The following is a 17906-nucleotide window of genomic DNA, read 5'->3' as shown; positions in this document are numbered from 1 at the left end:
TCTGGGTGCTGTTTGACCGACTCCATTGCTCAGGAACTTATCTGGAAACTTAAACAGTATTTTCCGGGCTCTCGACCCGGTTCCGGCCTTTTTGTTTAGCCCTGTATAAAAGCTGATCGGCCGAAGCCAGTGCTTCGTCCAGGTTACCGCCTTGCGGGGAAAGGCTGCAGACACCGGCTGAGACAGTAAGATGCTCCACAATCGGGAACCGCATGCCGGCAACAGTTTCACGAATGCGTTCAGCAACCTGAATGGCTTCTTCAAGCGTTGTTTTGGGGAAGAATATGACAAATTCTTCTCCGCCAAAACGGCTGACAACGTCCTGTGTGCGACACCCATTTTTCAGTAATCCGGATACAGCCACCAAAATCTGGTCTCCGGTATCATGTCCGTACTGATCGTTAACTTGTTTAAAATGATCGATATCAAAGGTAGCCAGACAGTGGGGCCCCTGCTCAAGGACAGGGGAGGCGGTGAGTTGCTGAAAACCACGCCTGTTGTGAAGTTTAGTCAGATGATCTGTCAGCGCATCGTCACGCAGTAATGAAAACGTTCTGTTAATGGTTTTTGAATACGCCATAAATGCTTTTTTCAGTCTGTCTGCTTCCTTATACCAGGTTTTTACTTCACCCATCCTTCCGGTTAAACGTTCTGTTGTACCGGACCCCGTCAGGCGGGCCAGTCTCTCAAGCGGTTGTGAAATTCTGCCGGAAATGTAAACGCTTGCCATAACGAGAAAAAGTGTAAGTATGAGTCCATAGAGAATGACATCCCTGACAATACGTATAAGTACAGCTGTGGTGACATCAGGTGAGACGCATACAAACACATGCCAGTTAGTTTTCACAACGTCTGAATAGCCCAGCAGACAGTCCCGACTGTTTAAAATTGTTTTCAGCCCACCGAATTTTTTCTGTTTAAGCTGTGCTGAAAGCACCGGGCTCAGGCTGATTTTTTTTCCGGTCAGTGCCTTATCAGGTGAGTAAACTACTTCACCGGTATCTGAAACGATGCTGACAGCCGTTTTATCAGCATAGAAATGCTGACTTAAAAGACGGCTCAGCATACTGCTCTTTGTCAGATAGATAGAGCCTGCCAGATAGCCCTGATACTGGCCTGATGACGAATGGACAGGGTTAGACATAAAGACCAGATAATTTCCCGTATAGGGGGTCAGAGGATCGGAAACAAAAGGCCCTTTTTTTACGGCCTGCAACTGTTCGGGAGCGACATTGAGCGACGTACCGGACGGGATGAAATTTAGGGGAGATGTGGCCACAACCCGTCCATCAGGCGAGATAGCCAGAACAGAGCTGAACATGTCTGACTGCAGACGAAGCCTGTCGGTTTCGTAGTTAAGTGCCTTTAAATCGCTGAAGCTCCTAATCTGCCCGGCACTGAAAGCCAGTTCCTGCTGAGCCGTCCGGAACAGGTTATCAGCGCTGTCCGCAAGCTTACGGGCATAAGCAGTATTAGACTGAATAATACGTTGTTCAGTTAAGACACTCAGCACAAAGCCAGTCACTGCAACAAGCAGCATTGCTGTAATGAGTATGCAGCAAACTGAGTGCAGACATAACAGACTCTTTAGTGAAGGCTTCTGGATCATCATTTTTCCTGAACGACTCGTTATTTGTGCTGATCAATCAGTGCCAACACTGTCAGTCAACAAGATAGGGGGGGTTAAGCAATTAGTAAATCAGCGCCCACAAATTGTGAGATAACTTTATCTGTGCATTATTAAGTTGGGAAGGTGACAGTCAACTTTGCCGGGTAACAGATGGAGCAAAATGAGCTTTACACTTAGCGACGTGTGCAAACAGAGAAGCAGTCACTAAGACGATTTAAGGCAGAAGAGGCATAAAAGAAATTCACTTAATGTATAGCAACATATTATTTAACATAATTAATGTTATACGCACTTAAAACTCAATATTCTTCCAAGAGGACAGACTTATAAAATGTTACCAGAACAGGCTTCACTGATGAATGATCCCAAAGATTTAGACGCGGTGGTTGCAGCACTCCTGGCTTTTCTGGCACCCACAATCAGAGATTTTTGTATAACAAACCGGATGAAGAAAAACCTTGTGAAAATTCTGACCGTCGACGTCAGCACCCGCATTAACAAAATAGACAAATTTCAAGCTAAGGCAGATTGCAAAGCTACAAGGAGGGTTACAGACTTTTGAAACTCCTCCTGGCTAAACAGGGTGTGGGTTAAAAGACTACTGGACCGGGACCAATATCCTTAAACATTCTCCACCTCCGAGAGTTAAACTGATTGTAGTAGACAGTCGATGAATGCGTCAGTAATGTCAAAAGAAAGTCATTTGTCACATTTAGTCTGTTAGTCGTCCAGCTTTAACCGACTTTTTTAATGTTTTGCTGCTACGTTAAGGTTAAGCATCATGGTAAAAATGAATCGCCACGAGTTTATCAGACACCTCAGAGTCATTTAAGATGACTTAAAAGAGAGGTGCACATGAGCGGTAAGCGTTATCCCGAAGAGTTTAAAATTGAAGCAGTCAAACAGGTTGTTGATCGTGGTTATTCTGTTTCCAGCGTTGCAACACGTCTTGATATCACTACCCACAGCCTTTACGCCTAGGTAAAGAAGTACGGTCCGAATTCTTCCCTTCATAAAGAACAGTCAGATGCTCAGGCCGGGATCCGCCGTCTCCATAAAGAGCTGAAGCGGGTTACCGACGAACGGGACATATTAAAAAAAGCCGCGGCGTACTTCGCAAAGCTGTCCGACTGAAGTACGCCTTTATCCGTGATAACATCTGTTGCTGGCCTGTTCGTCTGCTCTGTCGGGTTCTGGATGTGTATCCCAGTGGCTTTTACGCCTGACTTCAGCAGCCGCATTCACAACGCCATCAGGCAGACCTGAGACTGACATGAAGGATTAAACAGTTCTGGCTGGAATCGGGATGTGTCTATGGTTATCGCAAAATCCATCTGGATCTGCTATGAGCGGGCAGCCAAAGCGGGAGCGGTCAGATAAAGAGTAAGGCGTCACACTAAGAACTGCACCTGTATGGACGGGATTAAAATATGCGGAGGTCATAAAAATTGCCCACGCCGTGTACGCATGATTTACAGGCAAGTGCCTCATGAGTTCCACCAAATTCGAGCACGTCAAAAGTGTGAAAATTTATTCGTAGTATGGATTGAAATTATTGAGTGCCAAATTGTGAAAGGTTAAAACTGTTGAATCTTCCAAAATACAGGACATATTTAATTTGGTGAATAACGCTGATGTTTTAAAGGAGCATCTGATTCTGGTACAAAATAGGTTAATAGTAAGGTATACGATTAACGATGCCACAAGTCAGCATTTCCCCTGCTCTTGTAATTCGTTACTTCCCTGTTCCGAATGCATTGCCTCCCCGATTATTGCTTCAGGCTTTCCCGCTTAGTGGATCTGAATGATATTGACGTCAGGATGCATCATTTAGCACCTGGAATCAAAGCTCATGCACGAAATTCTGTCTCTGCAATGTTGAAGCTGCGCATTCTTAATCGCTCTGAATGCTGAGCGTGAAAATAAACTTCCGGCCTCTGGATTTGATGTGGAAGCGATTACGCACTTATTCTCAACCTTCAGCGAAATAAACACCACGCAAACTGAGGTCGGGGGTGTACAGGCACACAGCAAGCCATCCTCCCGTAAAGATTCTGTCACGTCTATATAACGCTTTCCCGGAGCCATATCCTGGTGAAAGCTGTCAAATAAAAAACTGATTGTTTGCCAAGCAGTTGGCCCCAGAGCGTCAGGCCCGGGTAATAATTAACTCAGCCGTAATCCTTAACCGCTAAAAAAATTTTATTTTTTACACTTTCATGTGTATTGAAACTTTTCAGAGAGTTGACCGGAAATGTTACAGCGGCTATAACCCTATTAGGTTCGATACTAAAATCACAAGATTTTAAGTTTAACCAAGTTGCTTTGGTATAGAAATATTTCACTCTTGCCCGCGATAAGTCAGGATGTTATCCGCATCTTCGTGGTTAAGATTTTTTCTGCACACAGCCAAGGTATTCTGAATATGTCAAATTCTGACAACGACGCCCTACCGTTGCAAATGTGCGCAAGCGAGGACGCCCAACAACAGCGCGCCATCATTGACGTAGCGCCGGGAAAGCCAGGGATTGAAGCCCGCTGGACATCGAGTGCCAAGAGCGGAATTGGTAACGCCCTTTCACCTGATTCCCGCGTCTGGTTCACCTTAAGCCACGGCATTCTCAACGAAATTTATTATCCGCGCGTTGACAGCGCCTGCACCCGCGATTTTGGGTTCATCATCACCGCCCCTGAAGGTTATTTTTCAGAAGAAAAGCGCGATTGCTCAACAGTAACCCATACGGTCTCGCCAGGCATTCCGGCCTTTTCGATCGTTAACACGGCCCGGGATGGTCGCTACCGGCTCGAAAAAGATATCATCACGGATCCTGCCCGTGACTGTGTCCTCCAACGCATCCGTTTCACCGCGCTAAAGGGGGATGTTGCGGATTACAAGATCACCGCCCTGCTCGCTCCCCATCTGGTGAACGCCGGGCAAATGAACACCGCATGGATCAGTGAATTTGAAGACAGGCCCGTGCTTTTCGCCACGGGTCGCTCTCGTTACTTAGCGCTCGTCTGCGATATACCCTGGACGGCAATGAGCGTGGGCTTTGTCGGCACGTCAGACGGCTGGCAACAGCTGAAAAAATACGGGCGCATCGCGAATTCGTATCAGCGCGCGAACGATGGCAATGTCGCCCTTGCCGGTGAGCTGGCATTCACTAGTGCCTGCCGTGAAGCCACGCTGGCAATCGGGTTCGGCCAGACAGAATCCGAAGCCGCAGCGGCGGCAACCGCCAGTCTGAAAGCAGGCTTTGACAAAGCCCGCAAGCACTACATCAGCAACTGGCAAGCATGGCAGAACACGCTCATTCCACTCGATCAACTCGAGCGGAACGGTGTGAATACATACCGGGTGTCAACCGCAGTTCTGGCCTCGCATAAAGCAGCCGATTGCCCCGGTGCTGTTGTCGCGAGCCTGACGATTCCGTGGGGATTTTCGAGGGGCGATGACGATCTGGGAGGCTATCATCTGGTCTGGCCGCGTGACCTGGTCGAAACGGCTGGGGGATTCCTGGCAGCCGGCGATGCCAACGAAGCACTCGCCATACTGGACTATCTCCGACGCGTTCAGGAGCCCTCCGGGCGCTGGCCACAGAACCTGTGGCTCGATGGAAAACCATACTGGTCAGGTATCCAGATGGATGAGTGTGCCTTCCCTGTTCTGCTAGCCGATATGCTGCTCCGACTTGGTCATCTCGATAAAAAAGCGCTGAAACACTTTATGCCCATGCTGCGCGGTGCGGCCCGCTATATTTTGACCAACGGCCCGGCGACCGGCGAGGATCGCTGGGAAGAAGACGCGGGCTACAGCCCGTTTACTCTGGCGGTCGAAGTCTCCGCTCTCCTTGCCGCCGCGGACCTGCTTTCGCTAGACGGCGATGAGGTGGCTGCATACCATCTGCGCGAAACCGCCGACTGCTGGAATGAGCAGATTGAAAAATGGACCTTTGCCGGAGAGCCCGATTTTTGCGCATCAGTTGGTATTGCCGGTCACTACGTCCGCATCGCTCCCCCCGGCGCAACGGATGAAGCAAGCGCATCCGGCGAAACCGAGATCCGCAACCAGACGCCGGATCGGGCGATTCTGTCCACCACCGATGTGCTGAGTCCGGATGCCCTGGCATTGGTGCGTTTTGGTCTGCGCGCCGCCGACGACCCGCATATCGTGGATACGGTAAAAGCAATCGACCACAGTCTGCGTGTCGAACTCCCTCAGGGGCCACTATGGTATCGGTATACCGGCGATGGCTATGGTGAGCACGAAGACGGCGCGCCGTTCGATGGTATCGGCCAGGGACGTCCCTGGCCCTTGCTGGCGGGCGAACGCGCGCATTACGAGCTGGCAGCGGGCAGGCGCGAGGTCGCGGAGGCGCTCTTATCCACGCTGGAGAAGTCGGCAGGTCCGGGCGGGTTGTTACCGGAACAGACCTGGGATGGGCCCGATATTCCTGAAAGGGAGCTGTTCTTCGGCCAGCCAGCCGGGAGCGCCATGCCACTTGTCTGGGCGCATTCCGAGCATATTAAACTCGTGCGGTCGCTCCGCGATGGCGCGGTCTTCGATATGCCACCGCAGGGCGTCGAGCGCTATATCCGGAATAAAACCGCATCGCACTTGCGCATATGGCGCTTTAACAACCGCCTGTCTTCTGTTCCTGTCGGGAAGCAACTGAGGCTGGAAACGGAAGCGAACGCACTGGTGCACTGGAGCACAGATAACTGGGCGACCGTCTCTGACAGCCCGGCGATCCCTTCCGGACTTGGCACATACTATGTGGACCTGCCTTTACAGCATGAGGACGCAGGAACCCGCGTTGTCTTCACCTTCTACTGGCCTGATGTTGAAAACTGGGAACACACCGACTTCACCGTTCAGGTTGTGAATGAACCGGAAAATCAAATGCGCATTGACAGAGAGGAATGATATGCAGATTGGAATGGTAGGACTCGGCCGTATGGGCGCAAACATGGTTCGTCGTCTTCTTAAACAGGGCCATGATTGCGTGGTCTTCGACGTGAACGCCGATAACGTTGACGCACTGGTTAAAGAGGGAGCAACCGGCGCGTCGTCGCCAGCCGATCTTATTGCTAAACTGGCGGCGCCGCGCGCGGTCTGGCTCATGCTGCCTGCCGCGATCACACCGAAGATTGCGCGGGATTTCGCATCAAAGCTGAATAAAGGCGACGCCATCATTGACGGGGGCAACTCCTTTTATCGTGAAGCGATCGATCTCTCTGGAGAGTTTTCCCCCCTTGGGATCGACTATATCGACGTCGGTACATCGGGTGGCGTGTGGGGCCTGGAACGTGGCTATTCCCTTATGATCGGTGGCCCGCAGGCGGCTGTGAAGCGTCTGGATCCGATTTTTGCGTCGCTCGCGCCCGGTGCCGGTCAGCACATTGAGGAAGATGCGACCGTAGGCACAGCGCCGAGAGGCTATCTTCATTGTGGGCCGGTGGGCGCCGGACACTTAGTCAAGATGGTACATAATGGCATTGAATATGGTGTGATGGCCGCCTATGCCGAAGGCCTGAATATACTGAAAGCCGCCAATGCCGGAAACGGCGAACGAGAGGCAGATGCGGAAACCGCGCCTCTGTCCCATCCTGAATATTACCGTTTTGACATCAATCTTCCCGCCGTTGCGGAGGTATGGCGACATGGCTCGGTTATCGGTTCCTGGCTGCTGGATTTGACCGCCGAGGCGTTGAAGCAGGACCCGCACCTTAAAAACTATGATGGTCGTGTGTCAGATTCCGGTGAAGGCCGCTGGACACTGCACACAGCGGTGGAAACGGGCGTTCCCGCGCCGGTTCTCGCGTCTGCTCTCTTCGGGCGTTTCTCTTCTCGTGGTGAAGCACTGTTTGCTGAAAAAGTTCTTTCAGCCATGCGGCACGCCTTCGGTGGCCATCTGGAAAAAACCCGCTAAAGCGGAGGGATACAGCGATGGTGCAGCAACGATCAGACGTACTGGTAGTGTTCGGTGTCACGGGCGATCTTGCCTATAAAATGATCTTCCCTTCACTCTATGCAATGGTGAAGCGTAACACGCTCAATACGCCCATTATCGGTGTGGCGTTTGAAGACTGGACGCGCGACCAGTTGATTGTGCGTGCAAAAGAGTCGGTTGAAAAACACGTTGATGAGTTCGATGAGGCAGTCTTTGCTGCGCTGGCGGACAGGCTGTCCTATGTTTCCGGCGATTATCGCATTCAGTCAACATTCGATGGATTGCGCGATGCGCTGGGGGACCATCATCACCCGCTCTATTACCTGGCTATTCCCCCCTCGCTGTTTGAAACGGTCGTCACAGGTCTGCAAGAGGCAGGTATCGCGAAAGGTGCCCGCCTGATGGTGGAAAAGCCGTTCGGCCGCGATCTCGCGTCGGCAAAACAGCTGAACAACGTGCTTCACAACGTTTTCGATGAGGACGCGATTTTCCGTATCGATCACTTTTTGGGGAAGGAAGCCATCCAGAATCTCCTTTATTTTCGCTTTGCCAACAGCTTCCTCGAACCAATATGGAATCGCGATCATATCGAAAGCGTTCAGATTACTATGGCCGAGGACTTTGGTATTAAAGGACGTGGCAAATTTTATGATGAAGTTGGCTGCCTCCGCGATGTGATCCAAAATCACCTGGTGAATGTGCTTCTGTTGCTGACTATGGAACCTCCAGCCTCCGGCGCGTCTGACGATCTGGTTGATGAGAAAGTTCAGGTGCTGAAGGCCATTCCTCCCCTGTCAGACGATGATGTGGTTCGTGGACAGTTTGCAGGCTATACCGATGAACCCGGTGTCAACCCTTCCTCTTCGACAGAGACGTTCGCTGCGGTTCGTTTCCGGATTGCGACATGGCGCTGGAGTGGTGTTCCCTTTTTTATCCGTGCCGGAAAAAATCTGCCTGCGCATGCGACGGAAGTGATCGTGCGCTTCCGGCGACCACCCGTTACACTTTTCGATGACATTGCCAACGAGGCCGCTAACTATATCCGCTTTCGCCTTGGTCCGGATATTACGATCGGCATTGGGGCGCGACGCAAGGCGGCTGGCGAAAAGATGCGAGGTGAGGCCGTTGAGCTAACGGCGCTTGACGATGGCATCGGCGATATGGCGCCCTATGAGCGGCTGATAGGCGATGCGATGGCTGGCGATCGTCATCTTTTTACCCGACAAGACGCAGCGGAACTGGCCTGGAAGATCGTTGAGCCAGTACTGGATAAGAAAACCGTCCCCCTTTCCTACAAGCCCGGAACCTGGGGGCCGGATACGATGGCAGACTTTGCGCCCCCCGGCGGCTGGGTCGATCCCGATTGAGTTATGGAGCACTATCAATGACGCGGCAACCTAAAAAGAAAAAAGATGAAATCGTTCTGGCCATCGACATCGGCGGAAGCCATGTAAAAATCCTCTCCAGCGCTGGCGGGGTGAAAAAGAAGGCGGACAGTGGAAAGACAATGTCTGCGGCTGAAATGGTTGCTGTGGTTAAGAGCCTGGCTGAAGGCATGACCTACGATGTGATTGCAATGGGATATCCCGGTCCGGTCGCCCACAACAAACCGCTTCGGGAACCCGCCAACCTCGGTGAGGGCTGGGTGGGATTTGACTATGCGGGCGCATTCGGTTGCCCTGTTCGTATCGTCAACGACGCCCTGATGCAGGCGCTGGGTTCCTATCAGGGCGGACGCATGCTCTTTCTCGGTCTTGGCACGGGATTAGGTGCTGCGATGATCGTTGAGAATGTCGCTCAGCCCATGGAGATTGCTCACTTACCTTATCGCAAGGGCAATAGCTATGAACATTATGTGGGTGAAGCCTATCGGATAAAAAAGGGCAACAAAAAATGGCAAGAGCGTGTTTTTGATGTAGTGGAGATGCTGACCGCCGCGTTACAGCCTGAGTACGTCGTCTTAGGCGGCGGAAACGTAGGTGAACTCGATTCACTTCCGCCCAACTGCCGGAAAGGCGACAACACGCTGGCATTCGAAGGTGGATTTCGTCTCTGGAACGACCCAAACTTGATCACGTGATTCCTGCCTTTTAAGAAAGCCAGAATAGCGGTGCTGTGTTTTAGGTTTACTGCCGTGAACGTTTATTCGCGGCAGACTAACGAAAACCGCCAGCGAATGCGACATTCATAGCTGGCCGACCCGCCCCGTCATTGCCGGTGACCGGCATCGGTGGGTTAAGAAAACCTGTCAGAAACCCCAAAAAAGCCTGAAAATGGCGTTTTTTATTGCTGCTTCATACTGACTGACATCACCCACTTTATCCCCTAACGCTTTCACCGGGACAGATGCAATGTCGGTTGTCACAACGCGGTACTTGCTGCCGTCAACCAGTACCTCAGGATAAAGTTCACCTGAACCCACGAACTCGCCCGGAAGAGCAAGGGGGGCAACCATTAAACGGCCTGGTGTGTCTATCAGATAGCTTTGTACTTCAACAAGATAAGGATATTTTTTACCATTCTTGTGTGAGTAAACGTCAAATTGCATTCCTACCAGTTCCTGTACATATCAGAAAGTGATCCCTCTTCTCCCACAAAGTCAGAGAAGGCTTTCATGCTTTCACGGTTTTCTTCTTTCCAGCGTTCAGCCCGGATTCTGCGAGCCTCATTAGTGACAAGCTCGTTAACCATTTTAGAAAGGTTTAAACCCGCAGATGAAAATATCTCGTAGGCTTCTTTATCAATGGTGACGTTAGTTCTGTATTTCATGTACACCTCCGAAGTGTGTGTTACAAGTATACACTACTGATACACACCAGCAAGGAACGATTTTAGGTGTACTTTGCTTTCACGATGCGCCTGGTTTGACCCGCCCGAAAAGCGTTGTTCAACTTGTCAGACTGCCTATAACCCAGAATGTACGATCACACTGGCCCAGAGAAAAATGTCTGCTCAGATAACAGGCTCTTTCTGAATGAGTGGCCACTTTGTTACCGTCTTGGACGGGCCAAAGCAGATAGCCGTGAAGAAAAACGAAACGGTGACGATATACTAGCTGACCACTTGTCCGCGTTTCTGATGCGGATAGCTTTCTGTTGAAACCTTTCAGCGACAGGAAGGAAGGTGAATGCAGGAAGCGGATTAATGTAAGTGCAGGTTTAACTCTCGTTGTGCGGCAAGAGCGGAGGGACGGCAAAAAGCTCGTCCTGGTGGTCCGTCTGCCGTGGTTACTCATACACAATAAAAAAGTTTCAAGCTAGCCATTTGACTGGAGCACCGCATGTTAGACACCAGCATATATCACACCTCAGAAACAACCACCGGCGTTTCCTGCTCACCCACTAACCTGGTGACCCTCAGGGACAGAAATAATAAAACATGGATGATCCAGAAAGAGCTTATTGCATGGGTCCGTGAAGAAGAATTTTCAAAAGGTTGCCGCGTCGTTCTGTCGAACGACAAATGGTTTGACGTTCCTCTCAGTATTGATGAACTGGTAAGCGCGCTGGGTCTGCCGGTTCCACCGCATACTGACGACTAAGTGGTCGCCGTGTGATAGGTGCATAAGTGCCTGTCCAAAAAAAATATCACAGAACGGCGATGCCATAGGTTGAGTGCGTGTGCCGCTCAGAACGTGTCGTTAGGTCTGTTGTTATCAGCATGAACATACGTAGGGTAACACCGCGTTCGCCCGGCGCAACAGCTTATCAGTCCAGTACATCTGCTCATAACCCGGCATGCGGCACTAACATACCAACAACTTTTCCAGCAAAGTAATATTTTTGCCCGCCGAGTATTCGATCCGGAATTTATCCACATACCACAAAATCAATTTCAGCCCTCTGCCGCTTTCCTAGGTTATTGTCTGGTCAGAAAAAGCATCACAACGTGCCGCCTGGAGGCGTTCAGCGGGAAACACACTCCCCTCGTCCATAAAGCGAAGCGTAATGCTGATGTCTGACGCAATAAATTCCACTGTAAACCGGCGGTGACTGCGGTGACTGTCTTCGTTTAGCGCATGACGAATGATATTGGTTGCTGTCTCACACGCGGCGAGATCGAGTGAGAACCGCCACTCATCATTCACGGGTAACGCATTGAGAATCAAAACGGGAAAACGGTGGACAGTAATGTCCATGAGGAAAGCATTCAACGTGAAGACTAAGGTAAGTTGCCTGAAAACCCACGGTTTATTGCGAAAACCTCTTATGGAGTTGGGCTGATGCTACCGTGTACGGAGCACAGCCCTGTTTCACTGGCTTAGCCTCTTTGTTGCCTGCGCGATGGCAAGCAGGCGCCTTACCGCGGCGACTCCATTGTCTGTAAGCCGCGCATCTCCTGCATGATGCTTTACGGGTGCGTAAAAAACACCCCGTTGTCGTTCCGGCCCGCTCCGCCCTTCCTGCTTCTCCGGCTGAGGAAAAGATCCCGGTTTACTCCTTCACCACCGCCTCCGTCTTCACCCCTGGCTGTGCGCTTGCCATTTTGCTTCGGCTCAAAAATGCATTCAGCAAAATCGCCCCGAAGGTCGCAGTGCCGATCCCGCCCATGCTGAAGCTGCCGAGCGTCAGGGTAAAGTTGCCTGCGCCTAAAACCAGCGTGACCGCGACCATGATAAGGTTGCCGTTCAGCCCCAGGTCGACGTGGTTTTGTACCCAGATGCGGGCACCTGCCACGGCAATCAGCCCAAATACCACAATGGATGCGCCGCCGAGCACCGGGCCGGGAATGGTGTGGATCAGTGCGCCAAATTTAGGTGAGAAGCCCAGCACAATGGCAATAACCGCCGCCGCGACGAAAATCAGCGTGGAGTAAATTTTGGTGACAGCCATAACACCTATGTTTTCTGCATAGGTTGTCACGCCCGTTCCCCCTGCGGAGGCGGACAGCATCGTCGCCAGGCCATCACCGACAAACGCGCGGCCCATGTAGGGATCAAGGTTTTTACCGGTCATACCAGCCACCGCTTTAATATGGCCGAGATTTTCTGCGACAAGGATTACTGCGACCGGCGCGATCATCAGCATGGCATGCGCGCTGAATACCGGCGTCTTAGCGGTTGGTGCGCCAAACCAGGGTGCCTGAGCGGCCGCGCTAAAATCCACTGGCGTGCCCAGTCCAAGGCCGTTGGTGATGACCATATAAATCAGATAAGCGGCCACCAGCCCCAGTAACAGCAACAGGCGCTGCACCAGACCGCGGGTGAATACGGCTACCGAACCGATGCAAAGCACGGTCATTACGGCCATCCAGCTGTCAAACGAGGAGGCGGAGACGCTGTGAATCGCAATCGGCGCGAGGTTTAGCCCAATCGCCATGACCACGGCACCGGTCACAACGGGCGGCATCAGACGTTCAATCCACCGCGTGCCAACCGCCATTACGATAAAACCGATCACCATATAGAGCAGGCCGCAGGCAATAATCCCGCCAAGGGCCACACCGATATTGGGATTCGCACCCTGACCACTGTAGCCGGTTATCGCGATAACCAGTCCGACGAAGGCGGCACTGGACCCGAGGTAACTCGGTACGCGACCGCCTACCACCAGGAAGAACAGTAAGGTACCGATCCCCGACATCAGGATGGCCATATTAGCGTCAAAGCCCATCAGTAAGGGCATGAGGACCGTGGCGCCAAACATCGCTACCGTATGTTGCAATCCCATAACGATCGTCGTGCCTGACGGCAGCCGTTCATCCGGCGCGATGACGACGCCATCCAGATTGCCTTCTCTTTTACGCCATTGCGGAAACCAGGTATTTGCCATGCACGACCCTTACTAAGTTGAGAGGAGTGAGTTAACAGGCTGTCTGACGCATCAGTGGATGATAGCGCCGGTCGAAATACACCAGTCCATGGCCGTTGTCGTTGCGCTGGATAGCATTGACTTCACAAAACAAAATATCGTGGGTGCCGACGCTGGTGATCTGCGTAATGTTGCAGTCAAACGACACCAGCGCATCGGTGAGGATCGGCGATCCGGTGGCAAGGCTGGCCCAGTCAGCGGCCGCGAAACGCGCATCCATCGGTGTCTTTCCGCCGAACAGATTGGACAGCGACGCATGACCGTCTGAGAGCGTGTTAACGCACAGCACCTGGTTTTGCGTAAACGCCGCATGGACAGAGGCCGCGCGGTTCAGACATACCAGCAACGTCGGTGGCGTATCGGTCACGCTGCATACCGCAGAGGCGGTAAAACCGGCCCGTCCACCTGCCCCGTCTGTGGTGATGATGTTGACGGCGGAACCCAGGTGCGCCATCGCATCGCGGAACTCTTGCTTTTCAACGGCAGCCTGTTTAGCAGCGGTTGCGGGCTGTGTGGCGTTCAGAGTGGATTGCATGCTCGTGTCCTCATAATGAAACAGGGTGCTTACAGCACGCGGCAGGCGCGGTCAAAGTCAAGACGCGGTGCGCGCGGATACAGTTTGCTGCTGTCGCCGTAACCGATGTTGATGAGAAAGTTGGATTTCCAGCCCGTCTGCGCCAGGAAGGTTTCATCCACTTTCGCATTGTCGAAACCAGACATCGGTCCAGTGTCCAGTCCGAGTGAGCGGCAGGCCATAATCAGATAGGCTGCCTGCAGACTGCTGTTGCGAAATGCCGTATCGTGCGCCAGCTGCGGGCTGGAGGTGAACCACGAACGCGCATCGCCGGAGGGAAACAGTTCAGGCAGTAATTCATAAAATGCAGGATCCCAGGCAATGATCGCCGTCACCGGTGCAGTCAGGGTTTTCTTCAGATTGCCGCTGGACAGCGCCGGTGCCAGTTTCTCTTTGGCCGCCTGGCTCTGGATAAACACAATGCGCACCGGGCTGCAGTTTGCAGATGTTGGCCCCATGCGCGCCAGCGCGTAAATCGTTTCCAGCTGTTCATGGGTCACCGGTTTATCCAGCCAGCCGTTATGGGTGCGGGCGTCGGTGAACAGGGTTGCCAGGGCGCTGGCGGTTAAGGCTTCGGCCATGATATCTCCGTTGAAAAGGGCTCGGACACGATGTCAGCTGCATGAAAGGCATGCCGCCGCAGCCAGTCCAGTAAAATCGGGTTAAACGTATCGGGGTCGGTCACACTCATGGCGTGACCGCCATACTGCATTTGCTGGTGCTCCCCCAGAGGAAGACGGGCAGCGAGATCGGCCGAACGCTGCCAGGGCACCAGCAAATCGTCTTTACAGCTCAGCGCCAGCGTCGGTGCGATCACCCCGTCGAGCGAGGCGGCCAGGTCAGACGTCATCAGCGCCTGTAAGCGATGCAGCAGGTTTTCCATTCCCTGAAAATGCGCCACCTGATGCTGGCGCTCTTCCTGTAATAACGCCTCATGCTCAGAAAGCCAGTCGCCCGGATATAGAAACAGGGGCTGCGCCTGAACATACGCATCCACCCCGCTGTTAAGCAGCAGGTTCTGGCGGACCTCAAAGCAGCGACGCGTCTGGCTGTCGAGCGTTGCCCATCCGTTGATGACCACCAGACTTTGCAGTAAGGCCGGATAACGCAGTGCAAGATGCAGGCCAACGATGCCGCCGAGTGCGTGACCGACCAGATGGCAGCGGCGGATATCCAGCCCGTTGAGCATGCCCGCCAGCTCATCGGCCATATCCTCCATGCGGTAACCGGCCGGAACGGTGCCCTGACTCAGGCCGGTGCCGTGCTGGTCATAAATCACCACGCGAAAATACTGTGTCAGTACAGGCAGTTGAGGCTGCCAGAAACTGCCGGAACCGCCCAGCCCTGAAGAGAGCACGACCGTGTCTGCATCGGCATTATCTTTACCTAATACCTTGTAATACATGCTGTTTCCTCAGGGTTATCAGAACAGATGCCGGTAAACAGATTACTTGCCGATGTGGGCAATCGTTGCGATCTCAATCAGGGCATCCGGCTTCACCAGCCCGCACTGAATACAGAACCGCGCGGGTTTTTCACCGGGAAAATACTCGGCGTAGACCTGATTGATTGCCCCATAATTGGCCCAGTCGGTGATAAAGATGGAATTCATGGTGACGTCCTCCATTGTGCCGCCTGCGGTTTCAATCACGTTTTTGATGATCTCCAGAACGTGACGGGTTTGTGCCGCGGCATCGCCAACGTGCACCACGTTGTTGTCTTTATCAAACGGCAGCGTCCCGGAAACGTACACCACGCCATCGGCGAGCGTGCCCGGAACAAAAGGTGCCAGTGGCACTCCACTGCCAGCGGGAATAATGGCGCTTTTAGGCATCGTTGATTGTCCTTTGTAAAAGCGGTCAGGCCGCGTGTTGTTCAGTTTTGTAGCCAACAGCGTCACAGAACTGACGCACGTTAGAGACCCAGCCAAAAAAGGTTTCAATGTTATAAATCGCGGCTTTCTGTGCGAATTCCGGGCCGGCCTGGTGCGTCGCGTCTTCCAGTACGACGCCAAAATATTCCAGGAAAAAGCCATCGCGCAGGGTGGATTCCACGCAGACATTCGTGGCGATGCCGGTAAACACCAGATGATGAATGCCATAGCTGCGCAGCAGACTGTCGAGCTGGGTATTAAAGAAGCCGCTGTAACGGGGTTTGGGCAGCACAATATCGCCCGGCTGCGGCTGAAGCTCATCGACCAGATCGTAATCCCAGTCACCTTTTGCCAGCAGTTTGCCCATCAGCTCCGGGCGTTTGCGCATGGTTTTTAGCGCATTGGATTTATGGAAGTTCGGCGACCCCGCACCGCCGGCTTCAACATACTGATTATCCCAGCCGTTCTGAAAAAAAATCACTTTGATGCCCGCCGCGCGTGCGGCGGCAATCGCCACTTTAATATTGGCGATCACCGGCGCGGTGGCAGAGACATCAAAGCCCGCCAGATCCAGGTAACCGCCCTGTGACGCATAAGCATTTTGCATATCCACGACAATCAGCGCGGTTTGCTGTGGGGTAAAAGCGATGGCTTCAGGCCGGGCTGCGAGGACCGTTTCCTCGCCGGTATTGTGGGGTTCGCGGCGGACCACTGACGGATTCTCAACAACGTTCATTATGCGACCTCTTTCTGCGCAATGCCGATGTGCTGGCGGGTTTTCATTAATGGCTGAATGTAGCGGCCAAAGTTTTCGATGCCCTCAACGAAGTCGTCAAAGGTCAGCAGGACGCCGCCAGCGCCGGGCACGGTGTTGATTTCATCGAGCATTCTGGCGACGCTGGCCCAGGAGCCGACCAGTGTGCCCATATTGATGTTGACCGCTGAGGTGGGATCCGCCATCTGACGGACATTGGTATCGCTGCCGGATTGGGTGTCCTTGCTGCTCTGATCGGTCAGCCACGCGAGCGCCTCGGCGTCAGCCCCGGCTTTATACAGCTCCCATTTGGCGCGCGCGGCCTCATCGGTTTCATCGGCGATGACCATGAACAGCACATAAGAAGACACGTCGCGGTTTTCAGCCTCTGCCGCTTTTTTCATGCGGGCGGCGGTTGGCGCGAAGGCCGTTGGTGTATTGACGCCCTTGCCGAAGCAGAAATTAAAGTCGGCATGTCTGGCAGAAAACGCCATGCCTGCATCACTTTGCCCGGCGCAGATCACTTTCATCTCGCTTTGCGGTCGCGGACTGACGCGGCAGTCGTCCATTTTGAAGAATTCGCCGTCGAGCGTGCAGTGGCCGGTGCCCCACAGATCGCGCAGCACGCTGACGTATTCGGTCAGGTAATCATAGCGGCGGGTAAAATAGTCATCGCCCGGCCACATGCCCATTTGCTCGTACTCGGGTTTTTGCCAGCCGGTGACAACGTTGACACCGAAACGGCCGTTAGAGATGGAATCAATGGTTGCGGCCATGCGCGCGACGATCGCCGGCGGCATCACCAGCGTAGCGGCCGTGGCGTAAAGTTGGATGCGAGAGGTCACGGCGGCCAGTCCGGCCATCAGCGTGAACGACTCCATATTGTGTTCCCAAAATTCGGTTTTACCACCGAAGCCGCGCAGTTTAATCATGGAAAGCGCAAAATCAAAATGGTAGTGCTCCGCTTTTTGCACGATGGTTTTGTTCAGGTCGAAGGTCGGTTTGTACTGCGGTGCAGTTTCTGAAATTAACCAACCGTTGTTGCCGATAGGAATAAAGACACCGATTTTCATCGCTCACCTCGATTAAAAGTAATAAGTACCAATACAAGGGCTTACGAAAATCTCTGCGCGGCTTGAGTGCGTCCTGCGGGTTCCGAATTGCACCGTGCTGAAATCTCCAGACGCAAGAGTCTTTGCAAAGCGGGTGCCAGTTTTAAAATAAATAGCCTTTTCATAGGGTTGAAAGTTTGAATAGAAGATAACTGGAGCAAACGGTCCGTTTCGGACCCATTGTTCAAAAATAACTGCA

General features: G+C 52.8%; 16 protein-coding genes and 2 pseudogenes. 7 read left to right on the top strand and 11 right to left on the bottom strand.

Going from position 1 to position 17906, the window contains the following annotated elements; all coding sequences use genetic code 11:
• Positions 1–49: 49 nt before the first annotated feature.
• Positions 50–1612 carry a diguanylate cyclase gene (locus RAC90_RS20325; protein WP_375124723.1) on the bottom strand — a complete coding sequence of 521 codons (1563 nt, stop codon included), beginning with the start codon at positions 1610–1612 and terminating at the stop codon, positions 50–52.
• Between the two features lie 373 nt (positions 1613–1985).
• Between RAC90_RS20325 and RAC90_RS20320 the strand changes: the two genes are divergently transcribed.
• The 6 genes and pseudogenes from RAC90_RS20320 (at position 1986) to RAC90_RS20295 (ending at position 9664) form a co-directional block, all read left to right on the top strand.
• Entirely contained in the window at positions 1986–2192 is a 207-nt protein-coding gene (locus RAC90_RS20320) for a hypothetical protein (protein WP_324030713.1), read from the top strand.
• Between the two features lie 293 nt (positions 2193–2485).
• Positions 2486–2973: pseudogene (locus tag RAC90_RS20315) on the top strand (transposase); the annotation flags it as partial.
• Between the two features lie 1082 nt (positions 2974–4055).
• Positions 4056–6557: a glucan 1,4-alpha-glucosidase gene (locus RAC90_RS20310; protein ID WP_367144057.1), complete on the top strand. Its 2502-nt coding sequence runs from the start codon at positions 4056–4058 to the stop codon at positions 6555–6557.
• Position 6558: 1 nt separating this feature from the next.
• Positions 6559–7563, top strand: a complete 1005-nt coding sequence (gene gnd / locus RAC90_RS20305) for a phosphogluconate dehydrogenase (NAD(+)-dependent, decarboxylating) (RefSeq protein WP_375124721.1) — start codon at positions 6559–6561, stop codon at positions 7561–7563.
• A 17-nt stretch (positions 7564–7580) separates the two neighbouring features.
• On the top strand, positions 7581–8951 hold the full coding sequence (gene zwf / locus RAC90_RS20300) for a glucose-6-phosphate dehydrogenase (RefSeq protein WP_367144055.1): 1371 nt from the start codon (positions 7581–7583) through the stop codon (positions 8949–8951).
• Positions 8952–8968: 17 nt separating this feature from the next.
• Positions 8969–9664 carry an ROK family protein gene (locus RAC90_RS20295; RefSeq protein ID WP_324030716.1) on the top strand — a complete coding sequence of 232 codons (696 nt, stop codon included), beginning with the start codon at positions 8969–8971 and terminating at the stop codon, positions 9662–9664.
• Between the two features lie 168 nt (positions 9665–9832).
• On the opposite strand, the gene RAC90_RS20290 is transcribed toward RAC90_RS20295, so the two are convergent.
• Entirely contained in the window at positions 9833–10132 is a 300-nt protein-coding gene (locus RAC90_RS20290) for a CcdB family protein (RefSeq protein ID WP_375124720.1), read from the bottom strand.
• Between the two features lie 2 nt (positions 10133–10134).
• Positions 10135–10353 carry a type II toxin-antitoxin system CcdA family antitoxin gene (locus RAC90_RS20285; protein WP_058702564.1) on the bottom strand — a complete coding sequence of 73 codons (219 nt, stop codon included), beginning with the start codon at positions 10351–10353 and terminating at the stop codon, positions 10135–10137.
• A gap of 511 nt (positions 10354–10864) precedes the next feature.
• Here RAC90_RS20285 and RAC90_RS20280 point away from each other — a divergent pair.
• Positions 10865–11125 (top strand): hypothetical protein, encoded by a 261-nt coding sequence (locus RAC90_RS20280; RefSeq protein WP_006121900.1) that lies wholly within the window; start codon positions 10865–10867, stop codon positions 11123–11125.
• Between the two features lie 204 nt (positions 11126–11329).
• Here RAC90_RS20280 and RAC90_RS20275 read toward each other — a convergent pair.
• From RAC90_RS20275 to rutA, 8 genes and pseudogenes are all read right to left on the bottom strand, one after another.
• Positions 11330–11722, bottom strand: a pseudogene (locus RAC90_RS20275) (ATP-binding protein).
• Positions 11723–12017: 295 nt separating this feature from the next.
• Positions 12018–13355, bottom strand: coding sequence for a pyrimidine utilization transport protein G (rutG, locus tag RAC90_RS20270; RefSeq protein WP_375124719.1), 1338 nt, complete (start codon positions 13353–13355; stop codon positions 12018–12020).
• Positions 13356–13386: 31 nt separating this feature from the next.
• Positions 13387–13929 (bottom strand): NADH-dependent FMN reductase RutF, encoded by a 543-nt coding sequence (gene rutF, locus RAC90_RS20265; RefSeq protein ID WP_058702562.1) that lies wholly within the window; start codon positions 13927–13929, stop codon positions 13387–13389.
• Positions 13930–13958: 29 nt separating this feature from the next.
• The gene (locus RAC90_RS20260) at positions 13959–14549 is read right to left on the bottom strand and encodes a malonic semialdehyde reductase (protein WP_006121913.1); all 591 of its coding nucleotides are present in this window, start codon (positions 14547–14549) and stop codon (positions 13959–13961) included.
• Complete coding sequence (gene rutD / locus RAC90_RS20255) at positions 14534–15373, bottom strand: pyrimidine utilization protein D (RefSeq protein WP_033742500.1); 840 nt, start codon at positions 15371–15373, stop codon at positions 14534–14536. The genes RAC90_RS20260 and rutD overlap by 16 nt, the downstream gene beginning before the upstream one ends.
• 42 nt (positions 15374–15415) lie before the next feature.
• Positions 15416–15802 (bottom strand): pyrimidine utilization protein C, encoded by a 387-nt coding sequence (gene rutC / locus RAC90_RS20250; protein ID WP_006121916.1) that lies wholly within the window; start codon positions 15800–15802, stop codon positions 15416–15418.
• Between the two features lie 25 nt (positions 15803–15827).
• Positions 15828–16577, bottom strand: a complete 750-nt coding sequence (rutB, locus tag RAC90_RS20245; protein WP_058702559.1) for a pyrimidine utilization protein B — start codon at positions 16575–16577, stop codon at positions 15828–15830.
• Positions 16577–17668: a pyrimidine utilization protein A gene (gene rutA / locus RAC90_RS20240; protein WP_058702558.1), complete on the bottom strand. Its 1092-nt coding sequence runs from the start codon at positions 17666–17668 to the stop codon at positions 16577–16579. The genes rutB and rutA overlap by 1 nt, the downstream gene beginning before the upstream one ends.
• Positions 17669–17906: the final 238 nt, after the last annotated feature.

Source organism: Pantoea sp. CS_6, assembly GCF_041954745.1.
GTDB classification, from domain to species: Bacteria; Pseudomonadota; Gammaproteobacteria; order Enterobacterales; family Enterobacteriaceae; genus Pantoea; species Pantoea stewartii.
The sequence above is the reverse complement of the archived record's forward strand: the minus strand, read 5'-3'. Positions and strand labels throughout refer to the sequence as shown.